Source organism: Robertmurraya sp. FSL W8-0741, from assembly GCF_038004005.1.
Taxonomy (GTDB): Bacteria; Bacillota; Bacilli; order Bacillales; family Cytobacillaceae; genus Robertmurraya; species Robertmurraya siralis.
The window spans coordinates 4,056,963-4,076,095 of sequence record NZ_JBBOQG010000001.1 but is presented as its reverse complement, the minus strand read 5'-3'; the positions used below and the strand labels follow the sequence as shown (position 1 = coordinate 4,076,095).

The 19,133-nt window shown below is 37.5% G+C and carries 18 protein-coding genes and 1 pseudogene; 18 read left to right on the top strand and 1 reads right to left on the bottom strand.

The window, feature by feature from the left end:
• Nucleotides 1–32: 32 nt before the first annotated feature.
• The 18 genes and pseudogenes from NST02_RS19855 to NST02_RS19770 all read left to right on the top strand — a co-directional run bounded on the left by NST02_RS19855 (nt 33) and on the right by NST02_RS19770 (nt 17,276).
• Entirely contained in the window at nt 33–833 is an 801-nt protein-coding gene (locus tag NST02_RS19855) for a CPBP family intramembrane glutamic endopeptidase (RefSeq protein WP_095309217.1), read from the top strand.
• A 187-nt stretch (nt 834–1,020) separates the two neighbouring features.
• A complete protein-coding gene (locus NST02_RS19850) occupies nt 1,021–1,464 on the top strand; it encodes a DUF488 domain-containing protein (protein WP_225310678.1) in 444 nt (147 codons plus the stop codon).
• Between the two features lie 162 nt (nt 1,465–1,626).
• On the top strand, nt 1,627–2,004 hold the full coding sequence (locus NST02_RS19845; RefSeq protein WP_095309219.1) for an iron chaperone: 378 nt from the start codon (nt 1,627–1,629) through the stop codon (nt 2,002–2,004).
• 131 nt (nt 2,005–2,135) lie between these two features.
• Nucleotides 2,136–2,513 carry a VOC family protein gene (locus NST02_RS19840; RefSeq protein ID WP_137744626.1) on the top strand — a complete coding sequence of 126 codons (378 nt, stop codon included), beginning with the start codon at nt 2,136–2,138 and terminating at the stop codon, nt 2,511–2,513.
• A 481-nt stretch (nt 2,514–2,994) separates the two neighbouring features.
• Nucleotides 2,995–3,453 (top strand): hypothetical protein, encoded by a 459-nt coding sequence (locus NST02_RS19835; RefSeq protein WP_137744625.1) that lies wholly within the window; start codon nt 2,995–2,997, stop codon nt 3,451–3,453.
• Between the two features lie 246 nt (nt 3,454–3,699).
• The gene (locus NST02_RS19830; RefSeq protein WP_137744624.1) at nt 3,700–4,878 is read left to right on the top strand and encodes an Nmad3 family putative nucleotide modification protein; all 1,179 of its coding nucleotides are present in this window, start codon (nt 3,700–3,702) and stop codon (nt 4,876–4,878) included.
• A gap of 23 nt (nt 4,879–4,901) precedes the next feature.
• Entirely contained in the window at nt 4,902–5,588 is a 687-nt protein-coding gene (locus tag NST02_RS19825) for a DUF6946 family protein (protein WP_095309227.1), read from the top strand.
• A gap of 236 nt (nt 5,589–5,824) precedes the next feature.
• Nucleotides 5,825–7,210, top strand: coding sequence for a serine hydrolase domain-containing protein (locus NST02_RS19820; protein WP_137744623.1), 1,386 nt, complete (start codon nt 5,825–5,827; stop codon nt 7,208–7,210).
• A gap of 318 nt (nt 7,211–7,528) precedes the next feature.
• Nucleotides 7,529–8,095: a signal peptidase I gene (lepB, locus tag NST02_RS19815; protein WP_137744622.1), complete on the top strand. Its 567-nt coding sequence runs from the start codon at nt 7,529–7,531 to the stop codon at nt 8,093–8,095.
• A 497-nt stretch (nt 8,096–8,592) separates the two neighbouring features.
• On the top strand, nt 8,593–8,988 hold the full coding sequence (locus NST02_RS19810) for an Rrf2 family transcriptional regulator (protein ID WP_095309233.1): 396 nt from the start codon (nt 8,593–8,595) through the stop codon (nt 8,986–8,988).
• A gap of 96 nt (nt 8,989–9,084) precedes the next feature.
• Nucleotides 9,085–9,981, top strand: coding sequence for a class I SAM-dependent methyltransferase (locus NST02_RS19805; protein ID WP_095309235.1), 897 nt, complete (start codon nt 9,085–9,087; stop codon nt 9,979–9,981).
• Nucleotides 9,982–10,224: 243 nt separating this feature from the next.
• Nucleotides 10,225–10,329: pseudogene (locus NST02_RS19800) on the top strand (IS200/IS605 family transposase); the annotation flags it as partial.
• A gap of 461 nt (nt 10,330–10,790) precedes the next feature.
• Complete coding sequence (locus tag NST02_RS19795) at nt 10,791–11,075, top strand: YhdT family protein (RefSeq protein ID WP_137744088.1); 285 nt, start codon at nt 10,791–10,793, stop codon at nt 11,073–11,075.
• Nucleotides 11,072–12,526, top strand: coding sequence for a sodium/pantothenate symporter (gene panF, locus NST02_RS19790; protein ID WP_137744089.1), 1,455 nt, complete (start codon nt 11,072–11,074; stop codon nt 12,524–12,526). Before NST02_RS19795 ends, panF begins: the two co-directional genes overlap by 4 nt.
• 99 nt (nt 12,527–12,625) lie before the next feature.
• The gene (locus tag NST02_RS19785) at nt 12,626–13,861 is read left to right on the top strand and encodes a M20 family metallopeptidase (protein ID WP_137744090.1); all 1,236 of its coding nucleotides are present in this window, start codon (nt 12,626–12,628) and stop codon (nt 13,859–13,861) included.
• Nucleotides 13,862–13,874: 13 nt separating this feature from the next.
• Nucleotides 13,875–14,966 carry a tartrate dehydrogenase gene (locus NST02_RS19780; protein WP_137744091.1) on the top strand — a complete coding sequence of 364 codons (1,092 nt, stop codon included), beginning with the start codon at nt 13,875–13,877 and terminating at the stop codon, nt 14,964–14,966.
• Between the two features lie 60 nt (nt 14,967–15,026).
• Nucleotides 15,027–15,767, top strand: a complete 741-nt coding sequence (locus NST02_RS19775) for an SDR family NAD(P)-dependent oxidoreductase (protein WP_137744092.1) — start codon at nt 15,027–15,029, stop codon at nt 15,765–15,767.
• Nucleotides 15,768–15,773: 6 nt separating this feature from the next.
• A complete protein-coding gene (locus NST02_RS19770; protein ID WP_340949631.1) occupies nt 15,774–17,276 on the top strand; it encodes an aldehyde dehydrogenase family protein in 1,503 nt (500 codons plus the stop codon).
• Between the two features lie 119 nt (nt 17,277–17,395).
• On the opposite strand, the gene NST02_RS19765 is transcribed toward NST02_RS19770, so the two are convergent.
• Entirely contained in the window at nt 17,396–19,027 is a 1,632-nt protein-coding gene (locus tag NST02_RS19765) for a PucR family transcriptional regulator (RefSeq protein ID WP_340949630.1), read from the bottom strand.
• Nucleotides 19,028–19,133: the final 106 nt, after the last annotated feature.

Genomic DNA, 19,133 nt, shown 5'->3' with positions numbered 1-19,133 from the left:
AAGGATGCTTTAAAATGTGAGGTGAGGATATTGTGACAGACAAAAAAATTACAGTACAATTTACGCTGCTGACCTTTTGTATCGCCTATCTTGTGTCAGGTGCTTTGATTGCTCTTGGACCATTTGGATATTCGGTTCACAATTGGGTTTACACATTCCAGCAATTCTTGATGAATATTCCTTTTGCAATCTATATTTTGTCGCCTGCTATTGCTTCTTATGTCATTTTGAAGAAAAATAAACAAATAGCAGGTTTTAAGGAATGGTTGAAAACGGTTTTCTATGTCAAAAACAATATATTTGTCTATTTCTTTGTTTTTGCAGGGCTTGCACTGTACTTCTTGATCCATATTGCAGTTTCAGACCACACGGAAATGGTGCTTCCATTTTATACGTTTTTTCTTTCGCTGCCTGGTAATCTCATTATTGGCGGCTTAGAGGAAGCTGGCTGGATGTACATATTGCAGTCTAAACTCGCCAAAAAATACGGATTTGTTGTATCTTCTGTTTATACTGGGATTATTTGGACTGTATGGCATATCCCTCTTTTCTTCATTGCGGGGACGAATCACGGTGAAGGGCTCATTAACTTTTGGATGTTTGTAGTTCAACTCATGGCTTTTCGGTTTTTCCACGGAGCAATCTACAAAATTTCAGGAAAAGGCTTTGTCTTTATGTCCGTATTATTCCATACCATGTTCAATGCAGCATCCCCTATTTTTGGCACCATGACGATGACATGGCCGGGAACTATTGCTGCAAACGCTGCGATTGTCCTTGTTTCAATTTTGACCGTTGTGATATACGAAAAAAAGACAAAGCGAATAGTATAGCGATAATATACAAGTTTGAAAGCTTTCGCATGGTCGTAATACCGCTGGTTTACCCACCTTTTATAATGATTTGACAATGTCCAATACTGCCCTTAGCTGTATGCCAATTAAGTCAAGCATTATTTGTAATAAGAGTGTCAGCTTATTCAGGACGATAGGTACTTAACAAAATTTTCGGAGAGTTACGATGACAATGGATTTATGTACAATTGGTTTTTCACAAAAAAATTTACGGACTTTCGTAGAGTTATTAGAACGTAATCATGTAGCTAAGTTAATAGATATCAGACTAAATAATACTTCACAGTTATCGGGTTATTCAAAAAAAGATGATTTACAATATATTATGGAATTAAGAAAGATTGAGTATGTTCATGAACTTCTTCTTGCACCAACGGATGATCTAGTAAAGGCGTTTAGAAAAAAGGAGATTTCTTCAGATACGTTTGAAAAAAGATATTTAGAATTGCTAATTGAACGCAATATAAAAGAAAAAATAGATGAGATAATAGGCAACAAGACAGTATGTTTACTTTGCAGTGAGCATAAGCCTCATCATTGCCATCGGAGAGTGCTTGCTGAATACATTAAAAAATATCGTAAAGATGTTAATATCATTCATTTGATGTAGATTAATGACCATTGCTAAATGAAGAAGAGTTAATGGTACAGCACAACCTTATTAGTAAATGTACGACTCTCGTGTTCCAAAGAATTTAAAGTCTCCTAAAGATTATTAAAAAAACTGAATTTGTTTACGGTAAAACTGAAAATGTAGGAGTGAAACTTCAACATGCAATATGATGCAAAGAATGCTGAAGAATATTTGGAAATGCTTGAAGACGATTGGAGAAAAGAGAAACTGCTCGCAATTCGACAAATGATATTTACATACGCACCTGAACTAGAAGAAGTTATCCGCTATAAAATGTTGAATTATGGTAAAGACGACAACTATATTTTTGCTTTAAATGCGCAAAAACATTATGTCAGTCTCTATGTGGGTACAATAGAAAAAATCGAAAATGCAGAAACCCTACTAGCGGGCTATAGTTATGGGAAAGGCTGTATTCGCATTAAAAAATCAATAAAGATGGAAGATACGGGATTGGAACAATTTATTCACAAAACCGTTGATATGTGGCGTGCCGGTGAAGATACAGCTTGTTAGCCTAAAGGCTGGGGTTTTTTGAGTTCAGCAGTATAAAACAATACTGCCAGTGAGACGATAAGTGGTGTAATCATGCAATACCTGGAAAAAAAGATATAAGATTCAGATTTTAAGTAAGTGGGGGAACTTAAATGATTAATAAAATTGGGAAAATTACTATCTATGTAGAAGACCAAGAACAAGCAAAAGCGTTCTGGTTAGAAAAACTTGGCTTTGTATTAAAGCTAGAACAACCAATGGGATCTAATGCGACTTGGATTGAAGTAGGCCCTAATGAGGATGAGTTTACCACGTTAATTCTTTATTCTAAATCATTAATGGAGAATCAACAGCCATCTAAAGTTGCTCATCCATCTGTTCTCTTTAGTACTACTGATATTGAAGCGGCTTACGAGGATATGAAGCAAAAGGGTGTAAAGGTGGAGGAATTATTAAAAATACCGTATGGAAGTATGTTCGTTTTTTATGATCAAGATGGAAACGAGTATATATTAAGGGAAGATAAATAATCATAAGTATCAGTTCCCCTAATCTGCTGATGTATGATGGAATTGTGGGACTCACCTATTAGTAAATTTATCTTTCGCCCAACTCGTTGACCAATCGTCTTTGACATTCTTTGAGATTGTAGGGCTTTTTTGGAAATACACTTGATTTAGTGTTAATTAAATGGTAATAACAATTTTAATAAAATAGGTTAGTCTAATCAGATAAAAAGAATCAACCGATTAGACTATGTATCTTTTTTTGCAAAATTTTTAATAATGAATTTTAGTTAAGACTCATTCGATTTTGAAATGAGTCTTTTTACATTAAAAACAGGTTTTTTTTTACAGTTGTTGAATATTTATATATAGTGTTTGAAAATGGAGGGAACCTTTAACTAATAATGGTAAAAGAGAAACTATTGATAGAATAGATTGATAAATACATATTGAAAAAAGAAAAATAATAACTAATATGTTCTTCAAAATTGAATAGGAGGATAAAATGAAACGCGAAATTAATATATGGATGCTTCTTATTGTAATTGTCGCTGGAGTAATAATAGGTGTAAATGCTAATAATCCATCAAAGATATCTTCAACTACTTCAGATACTTTAGAAAATAAAAACTATGAAAAGTTAAATAGTGATAACCAACATGTGCAACAAGAAGAGGCGATTAAAAAAGCACTTGATATGTACATGAGTGAAAACTTCTATCGATATCATAAAACAACTTGGTTTGATTCTGTTTCCGGTACAGATGCTGTTATAAATGAATATGGCAAAGCTTTTATTATTCAATCTAAAGGAAAAGAATATGAGCAAGAGGCAGAAAAATTTTATAGTGCAGTACTTGGTTTTTTTAATGCAAATACAACCGATCCTAAGTATCTGGTTGATAATGTCATTTTAATAGATCAGGATTTCAATATTTTAAGAGAAACAAAAACTATTCATTGATGATGTTAGATTGTTTATTTAAATACTGAGGCTAGAAAGACGAAAAACAATGGTTTTTGACTATTTCTTAAGCAGTACCTTGAATTAAGTTTTTGGCTTTTGATATTTAAAAATGGATCAATGCAAAGAAAGAGTTGTAAAGGAGCTTTATGGAATCGGAATGGTAATTTTTTTTTATAAAGCCCTGTATTATAAATGGACAGTGTTTATAAAAATTTTTTAAATAAAATTAAAGAGGGCGATTTTATGAAATTAGTTCTTAGCAGAAAAGGGTTTGACTCTGGGAGTGGAGGATGTTTGTCCCCATATGACCATGACTCAGGGCATTATATATGGTTTCCAATACCAGAGAAAGTAAATAGTTACTCAAATCAGATTCGATATACAGATATACTTGTAAAAAATGAATATCTTTGTAACCTAAAAGGTTCTAATTTAAGCGAAGTATATAAAAGCTTCAAGGGGAAAGACCAGGTAAAGTTACGAAAAAACGAGTATGCTTCTATTGATGATCCTAATTTATTTACTCATTTCGATCCGATGTTAGGAAAGCCTCCTTGGTTAGTGGAAAATAAGAATTTTATAATTGGTAAGGGGTTTGGACAATTTAATGCTGCGCCTCATCTGGAGAATCACAATGTAAAAGATGGATCCATTTTTCTATTCTTTGGTGGGTTTCAGTCAACATCCAATAAAAAAGTATCTGGCCATTATATTTACGGGTGGTTAAAGATAAAGAAAAGAATAGAGACTTATATGGAATGTAAAGAAATCATCGAACCATACAACCTCGAACATCATCCTCACATCACAGAAGCCGCTTTTAAAAGAAACCAGAAGAATTATATTTTTTTACCCGATCAATGGTTATTTGAAGACTTAAATATTCCAGGCTGCGGTTATTTTATTACCTTAAATGATGATTTATTACTCTCATGCAGTAAGGAATCTAATAAAGCTACTTGGAAATTGCCAATCTTTTTTTATAAGAATCTTACACAGGTCCACCAAAAGACCTGGCAAATTGAACAGGAAAAATTTTGTACAGTGAAGACAGGTATTGGTCAGGAGTTTGTAACACATCTGTCCAAAAAGGGAGAGGAATGGGTGAGAGAGCTATTCTTGAAAAATCAAAATAATATTTACCGTCATAAAATTCATGCAGAAAGTGAGGAGAAAGAAATGGACTTTCAAGATTATTTAATGCAAAAACATATTCTTAAAAAAGGAGAGAGGCAGTTAAAATCTATTTCTGTACAACAGTACTTCAATAGGCTAGAAAGCATGCGTCGACACGGCATATATAACGAAGAGGATCTGATTGATGATATCTTGGTTAGGAAGATTCAAGAACATTATAAGGATTGGAAAACATATTTGAAAACGGTGGAGCATTACTTAAATTATAAAACTATTAATCAATGAAAAAATATATAGGAGGCAGGTTAATGGGAGATTACTTTGTGCGAACTGATGGTCCAGAGTCATGGAGAAAATGCCTTGCTAATCCTGATAAGCAGTGGAAAAGTGGATATTCGGCTTACGAATTGGCTTATTGCTGGGAAGGAGCCACGAAACTACCAGCTTGTGTTGAAAGAGTATTCAAACAAAGTGAGTTACCAATATTCAAAAATGTAGAAGTATTGTTTGGATTTCCAGAGTACAAAGTGCCTTTACCTGGTGGGAGGGCAAGCTCTCAAAACGATCTTTTTATTCTTGCCAAGTCAAATGCTGAACTATTAACGATTATGGTCGAAGGAAAGGTTTCAGAGCCTTTTGGAGTAACTGTGGAAACTTGGCTGGGGAATCATCCTAGTAAAGGGAAGAGAAATAGACTAGATTCAATACTCGAAATATTAGGTTTGCAAGAAAAACAAGTGCTTAAAATAAGGTACCAATTATTACATAGAGCAGCATCTGCGATGATGGAGGCCGCTAATATGACTGCCAAGCATACACTAATGCTTGTTCATTCATTTAGTGAAACTGGAAAATGGTATTCAGACTATGCAGAGTTTGTTAAACTATTTCATCTATCTCCTACGAAAGATAGCATAGTGGGCCAAGTACAAATTCAAGGTATAAATCTTTATTTTGGTTGGGTTACTGGAAGAAAAATAAGTACTATTGATTGATTTGAAAAAACTACTTTATTTATGGCAGAGAAAAGATTAACGAAGCAAATCGTTTTGGTGAATTTGATTTTATCACTTGCAGCTACAGTTACGTTAGGTACTACAATGGGAATCAAAGGAGGCATTTCAAGAAATAATGGAGAATTGATACAGCAAATCGGAGAGCTATTATAACTGTTCAATTCTTCCGAGAAGTAAACGGTTATGAAAGTGACGATAAATCGAGGTGGAAAATAATGAGAAAAGAAGAGTTGGAGCCGCAATTCACATCATTATTTACAGAGATTAAAAATCAAGGATTTTTCAATGGTGTGGTACTTGTAGCTGTTGAAGGGAAAACAGTGTTATGTGAAGCGATAGGGAGAGCGGAATACAATGATGGGAACGGGCGCCATTTGACGAGGGGTTCCATGTTCGAACTGGCTTCTGTATCCAAACCAATTACGGCTTTAGGTATTGTCCGTTTGCAACAACAAGGGAAGTTGAATTGGGATGATCCCATTGCTAACTGGATTCCTGAACTGCCGTATCCAGGAATTACAGTACGACATTTACTCAGTCATACATCGGGTTTACCTGATTATATGGAGTTATTTGCAAACAAGTGGGATCCTATGCGTTATGCTTACAATGAGGATGTGCTGCGTATGCTGATTGAGCATCAGCCTGAGCCGTTGTTTGCTCCTAATGAGAGTTGGCTGTACAGCAACACGGGTTATATTTTGTTAGCCATCCTCATCGAGCGGATTAGTGGTCAGAGTTACGGCGACTTTTTGGACGAACAAATCTTTCAACCTCTCGGGATGAAGCGAACGCAGGTCTATAATCGCCGAGTCGATCCAAGGAATGTTCCAGATGATTACGCTTTTGGGTATGTTTATAGGATTGAACATGGGTATGTTTTGCCTGATGAAATTCCGGAACTGAATTATGTAAAATATTTAGATGGGTTACAAGGGGATGGGATGGTCAATAGTACCGCTGATGATTTATTGCGACTGGATAGGGGCCTGTATGCTGATGATTTCTTTAATTCGAGTGTGCGCCAGTTGATTTTTTCTCCAGTTACAATGAATAATGGTGAGACATTTGATTATGGAATGGGCTGGCTGCTTGAGGATGATGAGCGACTTGGGAAAAGCGTCTACCACAGTGGAGGTTGGCCAGGATACTCTACATTACTTAAACGTTACATTGACCGTGATCTCACATTAATTATGCTGCAAAATGGCGAGCGGGATCATGCTTACACACAGCAGTTGGTGAATAGCATCGAACAGATTTTAAGTGGGGAGGCTTACACGGTACCAAAGCCTTTAGAGAATAAGAAAATCATTCCACTAGATCTGAAGAAGGCTGGGACATTGCTTGGAAAATACAGATTTTCAAATGAACAGGGAGATATTTTTGATGTAGATGTATTTGTAGAGCAGGATAAGTTATATTTGAAGATGGGAAATGGAATGGTGCTAAAGTTGTTACCATTATCATCAACACGCTACTATGAGGAACAAACGGCGACAGAACTTGAGTTTCATAGCGATGAGGGTGACGAGGGGATGCGACTAATTTGGCATTCAAATGCTGAGCCGGAGATAGCGGAGCGGGTAGTTATGGATTAAGGTAAAAAAAGTTCTCTTATAGGCAGAAACTCTTAAATGAGAGGTTCTGTCTTTTTCTTAATTTATTAGATTCGGTGAGTCTATGAAAGAGAATTCTCCTACCATGGATGTAATAAGGGTAATAGGTGTACTTACCAATCCTTTCTGTTGTACAGGGATTGCAACAATGGATTCAATAGACTTAGAGAGAAGATTTCCACACACAAATTCTCTTTTAATTTTGCAGTCGTTGCACTGTGAGACTTTATAATGCTAGTATGATAGAGGAAGTGTTAGCAGTAACGATAATAGCAGTTTAAAAGAGAATGAGGTGTTTATGTGGAGAAAAAGAAAGAAAAAAATGAACTATTCGAATGGATAAAAACAATAGGGATTGTGTTTGTTTCCGCATGGGGCATTCACTTTTTTCTATTTGAACCGATTGAAGTTAATGGTGCCTCAATGATGCCTACATTTGAAAATGGAGATAGAGTTGTGGTCGATAAAATAGGCCCCCAATTAACGGATTATGAGAGATTTGATGTCGTTGTATTTGAAGCAAAAAAAGATACTAATTATATTAAACGTATTATTGGTATCCCTGGGGACCGCATTGTTTATGAAAATGATGAGCTTTTTATTAATGGTGAGAAATATGAAGAACCTTATTTAGAAGAATATAAAGATAGATTAAAGGACAGCGGTACTTTTACTGAAGACTTTACATTAGAAGAGTATTTAGGTGAAGAAGTAGTGCCAGATGGATACTTTTTTGTCCTAGGAGATAATCGCCGGAATAGTACTGATAGTCGAGATCCAAGCATAGGCTTTATATCAAAGGAAAAAATTATGGGAACTGCAAAAGCCGTTTTCTTTCCCTTAGATAATTTAAAAATCATAAAATAATAAAGTGCTATGAGTGAGGCAATGTTGTTATTGTCTACTTTTGTTCGTATTTTAATAAGTGGATGTACATAATGAAATCGATTATAAAAAATCGATGTTTTTTACTGCATTTTTGCGAGTATTATGAGCCGTGTAAGTAAGGAATGCGACGACTCCTTACTCACACGGTGTTTTTAATTTGATATTGGAATCTTCCTGAATACAATTGATCCTTTAAGCGCCCGAAATTTCTTAGAAAATTTCTTTTTCCACTCTTCCTTATGTTGGAGATGGTAAGGAAGAGTAAAGTTAAAATTGATTCAATTTAACCCGATAGCGCATTAAATCCTGAATTTGAGGAATAGGTAAGGGTGGGTTCAAATGCATTATTATCTTAGGACTTATCGGTTATCTTGATTTCATTGCGTATGTGGAGCAGGACAGCGGATTTGTTGACAGCGAAACTAAATGAGGATATTATAGACAAGTAAAGTCTCTTTTTAAAAGGTGGTGGAACAATGAAATATTCTCGGGCTACAGATTATGCGTTACATACTATGCTTTTCCTCGCTCAGGCTACTCCGAGAGAAACGATTAGTGTTCATAAATTAGCGGAGCGACAAAATGTTTCTCCTACCTATCTTTCGAAAATATTAACGAAACTTGTTAAGGCAGGAATGATTGAGTCCTTGCCAGGGGTGAATGGTGGCTATAAATTGAAAAGCAATTGGGAGAACATTTCGTTTCTAGATGTGATTCATGCTATTGAAGGTTCTGCTTCTTTGTTTGATTGCAGTTTCGACCATGGTCCGCAATGCCCAATTCAAAGGGTAGTTGAGCAAGCAGAAAAGAAGATGGAGGATTACTTAAAAAGTATGACGATAGCTGCTCTTGCAAAAGAAGCTCAATGCTGATAAATTTTTTTACTATCATTAAGGACAAAAGGAGTCTTTAAACTCTTTGAATGGATTAGTTAGATTGTTTGAAATAAAAGGAAGAGGTGTGTAGCAATGTTAAAAGATATTTATAATGAATTCGCTTGGGAAAAAGCTTGGAGAGAGGATCGATCGACAAGTGTAAATACGATGAAAGAAGGGGGGATAGAGCCGACACGCGCTTTTGATTCAATTGCTCAAAGGTACAATGAGCAATCATTTAGCGAAGAGGGTAAAATGCGAACAGAGCGAATTATCGGTTGGCTGGAAGACCAAGGAGTAGATTTTAATGGAGCCTCTGTATTGGACATAGGCGCAGCGTCCGGCGGATTTTCCATTCCCTTTGCGGAAAGGGGAGCGCAAGTGACAGCCGTTGAACCTTGTCTCCCATTTGTGAAACTGTTAGAGGAAAACAGCAAAAAGTGGGCTAAGGATAATGTAGAGATAGTTGAGGGTGCTTTTGAAAATATTGATATAAAACAGCAGGGATGGGAAGGGGCCTTTGATGTAGTATTCGTATCTATGTGTCCAGCGATAGTGGATTGGGAGAGCGTAGAGAAAGTATTGAGTTGCGCCAGGAAGTATTGTTATATTAGTCTGTCAGCAGGTCCAAAGGAGCATAGTCTTATCGATGAATTATTACCGCTTCTAAAAAGTCCTTACAACAAACCCAATAGTGCTGAGATGATGTATTTGATGCAGCTGCTTTTACTGAAAGGGTATGCATTTCATTCGCTTGTCACTCGAGAAATGAAAGTCACTGAGTTGTCTCGAGATGCCGCTATTCAAGAGGTTTTGAACTGGTTAAAAATTTATAAACTTCCTATAAATGAAGAAACACATCGTATCATTGAAGATTATTTGGATCAATATGATTCAAGTAACAAAATAACGATTTACCAGGGAGGACGATTCGGTAAGGTACTTATTAAATTGCAAGATCAAAGCATGAAATTCGCAAAAAAAGATTGAGAAGAAAAAACATGTTTTTTTAGCGAGGAGTTTTTGAGTACATTATAAATTATCTTCTAAATCTAATCGTTATACATTTAATCGCATTTTGGGCCAAGACAAGAAATGAAATGTTTAGAAAACACCTGGCTATGCCGGGGGTTCCAGAGAGCTTAAAGCGTGGTAACAAAAAACCTCACTTCATGGTAGGATAAAGTTGGTTTCTCGACCACTTTATCTCACGCATGAAGGAGGTATGCCCTGATGAAGGACATGAATAGTTTAGCACACACAATATGGAATTGTAAGCATCACATAGTATTTGCACCAAAATACAGAAGGCAAATGATCTATGGAAAATACAGAAAGGGTAACAGAAATACAATAATATGAGTATGAATGGCTTCCTCAAAAAAGGGATAATTAGAATGTGGTAAAATCCTAATTTGAGAAAAAATTTTAAGAACCGCTTTTAATTGTGGTTCTTTTTTTAATTGTTCTATAAGAGTTCATCATAAAGCTAGCAAACTAGACCAGCCCCAATTTATGCCGCTTTTCCATATTTAAGTGAGATGCAATTATATTAAAGAATTCGGGCTACGTGGACAAATTGCACAACATTTTAAAGGATTATTTGATGATTTGTCTAATGTTATGTAAGTGGTATCATTATACTATAAATTTAAAATATTCTGTATATTAAAAATTGAAAGTTCTTTTATTTGAGTTCAGTTGCTGGCAAAGGAGGTTGTGTAGTTTTAATAAGCACAGAAGGCTGTGGAGGAAAACTAATTAGTTTGATCTATTGAATTGAAGGGGGAGAAACGGGAATGAAGCATAGCCAGATTGATCAAAATGATCCAAGGTTTAAAATAGCTAACAAAGAAGCATTAATAGGGGTTGGTCTCGTTGTCATCAATTTTATATGGTGGTATGGCTTCGCATACGGGTTAGGTTCTGTTCCTCCTGAAGAATATACATATGTCTTCGGGTTGCCGGCATGGTTCTTTTACAGTTGTGTTGTGGGGACGCTGTTAATGATTGTCCTTGTAATCATTGTTGTAAAAGGGTTTTTAACGGAAGTAAGTTTTGAGGAAGAGGAGGAGAATAGATGAACTGGCAAGTAATGTTTCCATTAGTTATTTTTGTGATTTCAATATTTGTTGTCGGTTTTTGGTCCTCCCGTTATCTCAAGAATTCTACTAATTTTTTGCAGGAATATTTCCTTGGAAGCAGGGAGTTAGGTGGTTTTATTTTAGCGATGACGATGGTGGCTACATATGGTAGTGCGAGTAGTTTTATCGGTGGTCCGGGTACTGCGTATACTCAAGGATTGGGCTGGGTTTTGCTCGCTATGGCCCAAGTAGCGACAGGTTATTTTACGTTATTAATTCTTGGGAAAAAATTTGCCATATATGCTCGTAAATATAAGGCGATCACGCTTATTGATTTTTTAAGAAGTCGCTATAACAACAATAAATCTGTTTCAATTTTAGCTGCATTTAGCATTATTATCTTTATCTTTTCTGCAATGGCAGCCCAATGGGTTGGCGGGGCTAGATTAATTGAATCGATAACAGGTCTCTCGTATACCTCTGCTCTGTTTATTTTTGCAATCTGTGTCATTATCTATGTCATTATCGGTGGCTTTCGTGCTGTCGCTGTAACCGATACAATCCAAGGGATCGTAATGCTTGTAGGTACATTTATTATTTTAATTGGCACTATTATAGCGGGTGGTGGTATTTCGAATATTATGGCAGAACTTGTTTCGGAAAATCCAAATCTCGTAACTCCGTTCGGACATGATGGTGGTCTCACTCCAGCTTATGTATCTTCCTTCTGGATTTTAGTAGGTGTTGGGGTGGTTGCGTTGCCGCAGGTTACGGTTCGGGCAATGTCGTACAAAAGCTCAAAAGCTATGCATCGTGCACTTGTTACTGGAACGATTGTTGTTGGTTTTATCATGCTTGGGATGCATTTAATCGGGGTATTTGCAAGACCGATTCTTCCTGACATCGAAGTTGGGGATACCGTTATGCCTATGATTACGATGGAAGTACTACCACCATGGCTTGCTGGCGTCGTACTTGCGGCACCACTAGCAGCGATTATGTCCACGGTGGACTCCCTTTTGTTATTAGTAAGCTCCGCGGTAGTAAAGGATGTATATTTAAATTTCATCAAACCGGAAGCAACGAATAAACAAATAAAACAAGTTAGTTTCAGTGTGACCACGGTATTAGGAATCTTAGTGTTTGCGATCGCATTAAGTCCACCGGATTTATTAATTTGGTTGAACCTATTCGCATTTGGCGGCTTACAGTCTGCATTTATATGGCCGGTCATAATGGGGCTCTATTGGCAACGAGGAAATGAACATGGTGCACTTGCCTCAATGATTGTTGGTTCTTCCTCCTATATTATTATTCATAATTTTGCGCCGAATATGATGGGTGTTCATTCTGTTGTATTTCCAATATTATTTTCACTCATTGCATTTGTTCTTGTTAGTTTCTTGACCGAAAATGCCTCATTTAGCAGTACGAATAAATTACATGCTTAAAAATATAGAGGTGGAGAATCTAATTGATATGTGTGAAAAAAGGCATCATCTGTAGCGTGTATCCACCTTTCGAATTTTTTAAAAAGAAAGGAGCATAACATGCCGTCTATTAAACAATCTTATGTAAATAGAAGAGTAAGAGATCGAGAGGATGTGATTGAATTAACGAAAAAACTAGTGCAAATTCCGAGTGTGTACCGGCCCGGTATTGAAGGAGGAAACGAAGAAAAAGTTGCAAAGTTCGTTGCCCAATATTTAAGAGAATTAGGCATTGAAGTACATGTTGAAGAGGTTGAGCCTGGACGACCAAATGTAATTGGAATCGTTGATTCTGGTAAGCCAGGTCCGACGTTGTTATTTGAAGGTCATACAGATGTGGTTACCGAGGGAGATCGAAAGGCATGGTCATATGATCCGTTTGGAGCAGTTATGGAGAACGGGCGCATGTATGGCAGGGGAACGAATGATACGAAAGGAAATCTGGCTTGTATGATCACAGCAACTCATTCCCTTTTAAGAGATCGAGAGGAGTGGTCAGGGAAAATCATCCTTTGTATACCATGTGATGAAGAGGGAATGATGATTGGCATCAAGCATTTTATTAGGCGAGGTTGGGCGGAAAATGTAGATGGAGCGATCATTTGTGAACCGGAGGAAAATCAAGTATGCGTGACTCAGAAAGGTGCGATGCGCATCGTTATCCGTGTCTTTGGAAAAATGGCTCATGGTGCTATCCCACTCAGTGGAATTAATCCGAATACCCGAATGGCTAAGATCATTTGTGCATTGGAAGAGTTTGAACAACGTGAAAAAGAGAGATTAGGCTGTCATCCGCAACTTGGCTGGCCGAGCATTACCCCTACTATTCTCCAAGCACCAGTTAGAGGAGAAGCGCAAATCAATGTAGTTCCTGATCAGTGTATGACAACACTTGATGTCAGAACTGTTCCAGGGCAGGAACATGAAACCATCAAGAAAGAAATCCAAAGTATATTGGACCGGATTGCCAAGGAAGACGAGGACTTTAAGGCAGAGTTCGAGGTCATTGAGGATCGCCCTTGGACGGAAACGAGTAAGGACGAACCTGTAGTTCAGGCTGTTGCAAAAGCTTATGAAACCGTAACAGGGAAAAAACCAATTTACAATGGAGTCCCTGGTGCAACAGATGGAACTTTCCTGCATTTGGCCGGAGTCCCTATTGTGACAACCGGTGCTGGAGATCGGGAAGTTCCTCATCAAATTGATGAATATGTGGATATAGATGAACTGGTAGAAACCACTGAAATCTATCGGACAGCCGCATTGCTGTTTTTAAATCGAGAAGTGAGCAAGTGAGGAGAATATGGGTATGAAGGATTATAAAATTGCGGTTATTCCAGGAGACGGAATTGGACCCGAGGTGATGGAGGAAGCTTTGAAAGTGCTGGAAGTGCTAGAAAAGCAAGATTCCACGTTTACATGTCACACCGATATTTATCAATGGAATGCCGATTATTATTTGCAGCATGGCAGGATGATGCCGAAGGATGGCATTGAAACGTTGAAAAACTATGATGCCATACTATTTGGTGCCATTGGTGATGAACGTGTTCCTGATGAAATTACCATTTGGGATTTAATTATGCCGATTCGTAAACAATTCCAGCAATATATTAATCTTCGTCCAGTAAAAAAACTAGCTGGTATCCAAACAAGATACGATGATGTGAATATAGATTTTGTCATTGTTCGCGAAAATGCTGAAGGGGAATATTCGAACAGCGGTGGACGCCTTTATCAAAGAATGGACCAAGAAATGGCGATTCAAAACACGGTTATAACTCGGAAAGGGACAAAATTAGCTGCTCAGTTTGCCTTTGAATATGCTGTTAAACAAGGAAAGAAAAAGGTAACAAGTGGAACGAAATCAAACGCTGTTATTCACACAATGAAATTATGGGATGAAGCAGTCCAAGAGGTAGCACGGGAGTTTCCTGCAATTAAACTTGAAGAAAATTATATTGACGCTCTTGCCGCATACTTTGTTCAGCGTCCTCATACATTTGAAGTCGTGGTCGCCTCCAATTTATTTGGAGATATTTTATCTGATTTAGGAGCGGCACTCGTTGGTGGGTTAGGGATATCACCATCTGCAAATTTAAATCCAAACGGGGATTTCCCATCAATGTTTGAACCAGTACATGGTTCGGCTCCTGATATTGCTGGTACAGGTAAAGCGAATCCAATCGCTCAAATTTGGTCGACAGCAATGATGTTGGAACATCTAGGGCGTAAGGATCTTTCAGACACGATTATGAATGCTATCGAACAAGTGATAAGGAATGGAGAAGTATTGACTCCAGATTTAGGAGGAACAGCTACAACTGCTGAGATGGGTCAAGCGATTATAGAGAGGATTTCAGCAAATAAACATAGGCGTTCTAAGGAAAGGAGTCTGTGAAGTGGAATGAATATGAAACTTCCATGATCTTTGAACAATAGAATGAAAGGGTGATAGATAATGAGACTTGCTGGAAAAACATTTATGATTACCGGTGCAGCAGGAGGAATGGGGAAGGTAACGGTTGCACGTTTTTTAGAAGAAGGAGCTAATATAGTGGCTTGTGACCTTTCATTTTCTGAGCCTTTTAAGCAGAACAAACAACTTTTGACTGTAGAAGGGGATCTGACGAATGAGAAAGATGTAGACCATGTTACAGCTCAAACCATTGCTACATTTGGCAAATTGGACGGTCTCGTACATATGGCAGGGATTGCTCAAAAATCAACACCAGTTGAGGAAGTAACAATTGATGAGTGGAATCGCATAATCGCTATTAACACGACGGCGGTTTTTTTGATTAATCGTGCAGTGGTTCGAGCATTTGCCGAATGTGAAGGAGTTATCGTAAATGTAGCATCGATCTCAGCAGTCCGGCCCCGACCTGGTTTAAGTTCTTACATAGCATCTAAAGGAGCAACTGTTGCATTTTCTCAAGCATTAGCGATTGAATTGGCACCGAAAAATGTGAGAGTAAATGTTATCCATCCAGGACCAAGTGATACGCAAATGCTTGGACAGTTTGCTGCTGTGGGAGCAGATATAGAAAGAATGAAAGATGATGTATTTAAGCAAAGTGTTCCTTTAGGCAAGCTGATCGAACCTATTGATATTGCTAATGCAGCAGTATATTTATGCTCCGATGAAGCGCGGATGGTCACAGGAACCGTCTTGCATGTAGATGGTGGAAGGGGTCTTTAAACTTGCATGAAACAAAGCCTGATTGGACAAAGTGTTTTTGGAAGGGAGCATGTAGACGTGAAAATGTTAAAAATGTACGTAAATGGGGAGTGGGTAGACAGCATCTCTGGAAAGACGATCACGGTTATAAACCCTTCAACTGGTGATGAAATCGCTAAAGTACCAATGGGGAACAAAGAGGATATTGATCATGCGGTTCGTTCGGCTCGGATGGCTTTTGAATCAGAAGGATGGCTGCAAAACTTTCGTCCACATGAAAGAGGATACGTATTGTTAGAGGTGGCAGCTAAAATACGTGAAATTAAAGATGAATTGGCGCAGTTGGAAGCGATTGATGTGGGAAAACCCCTTTCTCAAGCATATGTGGATGTAGAGGCCGCTGCAAGGTATTTTGAATACTATTCGGGAATGGCAGACAAAATTTTAGGAGAAACGATCCCGATTGAATATGGGATCATCGATTATACAGTTCGGGAGCCAATAGGCGTGACGGCACATATCATCCCGTGGAATTATCCAATCCAGATTATTTCAAGAAGTGTTGCAGCAGCAATCGCAACGGGCAATGCTTGTGTTGTAAAGCCAGCAGAGGATACACCATTAACGGCCCTAAAGCTAGCAGAAATTTTCTCAGAAACGAAGCTGCCGAAAGGGATCTTGAACATTATTACAGGCTATGGATATGAGGCAGGAGCAGCATTGTGTAAACACCATGACATCAATCATATTACTTTTACAGTTTCTGTAGCAACAGGGATGACTGTGATGAAAGCTGCAGCAGAAAACATCGTTCCGGTAACGCTTGAACTTGGCGGAAAATCGCCCAATATCGTTTTTAGCGACTGTGACGAAGAAGCCGCGATTGAATGGGTAGTTAAGTCCATTATTCAAAATGCAGGCCAAACTTGTTCGGCTGGCTCAAGACTTTTGGTAGAAGCGTCAGTTAAAGATCAGTTTGTAGCTAAAGTGGCTCGTCGAATGAAAGAGCTAAAAGTCGGTCCAGGTGTGGCCGATCCAGATATCGGTCCAATCTTATCACAAAAGCAATTTGAGAGAATTGAATCTTTTATTGAAACTGCAAAAGCCGAAGGAATTACGATATTAACAGGGGGAACAGCAGTGGAGATAGAAGGTTGTGAAGGCGGATGGTACTTCGCTCCAACGGTATTGGATCATATCGATCCAGACTGTAAATTGGCTCAGGAAGAGATTTTCGGACCTGTATTATCTGTTTTTAGTTTTGAAACAGAGGAAGAAGCGCTTGAGCTTGCCAATAATACGGAATACGGATTGGTGACGGGGATCTGGACAAATGATGTGAAGCGAGCCCATAGACTAGCCAATAAAGTCCGCAGTGGCCAAGTCTTTATCAATAATTATGGTGCAGGCGGTGGCATCCAAATGCCATTTGGTGGATACAAAAAGAGTGGCTTTGGCAGAGAAAAAGGGCTTGAAGCATTAAGAAATTATACACAATTGAAAAATGTTGCTTTAAGGTATGACAAATAAACAGATGTTCTGTCTTAGATTCTGGCAGTATACCATTTATAAACGTGTTTTAGACGTGAGAAATGATTGAACGCATGCCTGTGGATAAATGGCATGCGTTTAGAGTCAGATTTGGTAGATTACGTCGCTTTACTATGTTGGAAGTAATGCGCTTTTATGGCAACTTCAATCGCTGAGCGACTTGCTGGCTCCAATAGGTCGTTGCCAAGTAATTGCTGAATTTTTTCTAACCGATGGTAAAGGGTTTGTCTAACAATGAATAATTGTTCGGCCGCTTCTTTTTTTGAACCGAGGCAATCTAAATAAGTTGAAAGAGTGCGGAGTAAATCACTGTCATTCTCTTTATCGTAATTAATTAAAGGACCAATATGTTGGTCTATAAAAGCTGTTAATTCGTCTTTATCCTTTAGCTGAAAGAAAAGATGATGAATGCCGATATCTTCATAAAATGGAGAAGAAATGAGGTTGGCCTCTTGCAACCTTATACTTTTCTTTGCGTCTGAAAAAGAGTTTTTAAGTAAGGAAATGTCTGTATCCAATCGGCTAATGCCAAAAGTGTTTCTCTGTTGTTGTTTTCCAGATAGTAGGGAAATGATTTTTTTACTTAGATGCCGTAATTTGTTTTTGTTTTCAGCAATGGTTTCTTTTGTTTGCGAAAAACAAATTATTACAATTTGATTTTTTCTAACAGAAATAATAGGCACGAAATTTTGTTGAGAGAACAACGTTCTAATCGAAAGAGATAATTGTAGTTTTAATTCTTCCCACTCATTTGTCGATGTAACCAACTTCTCGAAATCGGTTTGGATAACAATCGTTCTAAATTGATAATCATTTTTAAAATGATTGGGAAATGGAAAAAGAGTCATTAATTCTTCAATTGGATATTTTTTTCCTTGAATGCAGTTTTGAACCACTTCATCTTCTTGATTAAGTTTTCTTTCCTCTATCGTTCGATTTCGTAATAAAATTTGTGCGATTGCAGAAGCGCAACGATCTAGAACAGATAGGGTGAACTCATTATCATCTTTAGAAGCAACTTCAAGGCATAAATGACCCCATACTTGTCCTAAACCAATACAAGGGTAAATAAGAATATCTTGGTTTTCAATGGTTTTTATCTCAGGCTCTTTCACTTGTTGTAATTTATCATAGTTCGATTGTAAGAGATTGTTGAAATGTTTGGTTTCCGGCGGATAGTGAAAGCTTTGTTCATCTTTAGACATAAAGATGACCTTTTTGTGAAGGTAGTTTGATAATCTTTGCAAAATTTTCAGTGTTCCATTATGAGTGAGTGATAAATTTGTAAATTCTTTTGCGATTTCATTCAGTTGATTTAACATCTGGTAGTGTTGATTGATGATTAATGTATGTAAATCTAGTGTAATGTCGACAAACTTAACGACTTTCTCAAAAATGATAATTGGGAAATCATCTTGATCCGCTAACTGTTTAATTTCTGGAGAAAGGGTATGAAAGTAAGAGCCTTTTTCTATACAAAGACAGCTCACATTCTTTTTCATGAGTAGCTCGTATGTTTTATGATTGCTTGAGGAATCAAGTTCTAGTCCTAAACCGGTAGTAAGTATTAATTCTCCTCCATTTAATAAAGACTCAAAGTCTTTCGTTTCAAGTATATGGGCCCATTTGATTTGTTTATCCAAACCACCTTCCCCTGCAAGTAGCTTCGCATATCGGAATGTTTCTCTGTTTAGTACATCCCGAACAGTAAGACTAAAATTGTTTTTCAACAGCAATCCCTCCCGTTTGTCTAAGGAAAATGGATAAGATTTAACAATGTGTAAAGTGAAAAAAGTACAAATAGTCTGTAAATTTATTATTAAATAGACATTCCTT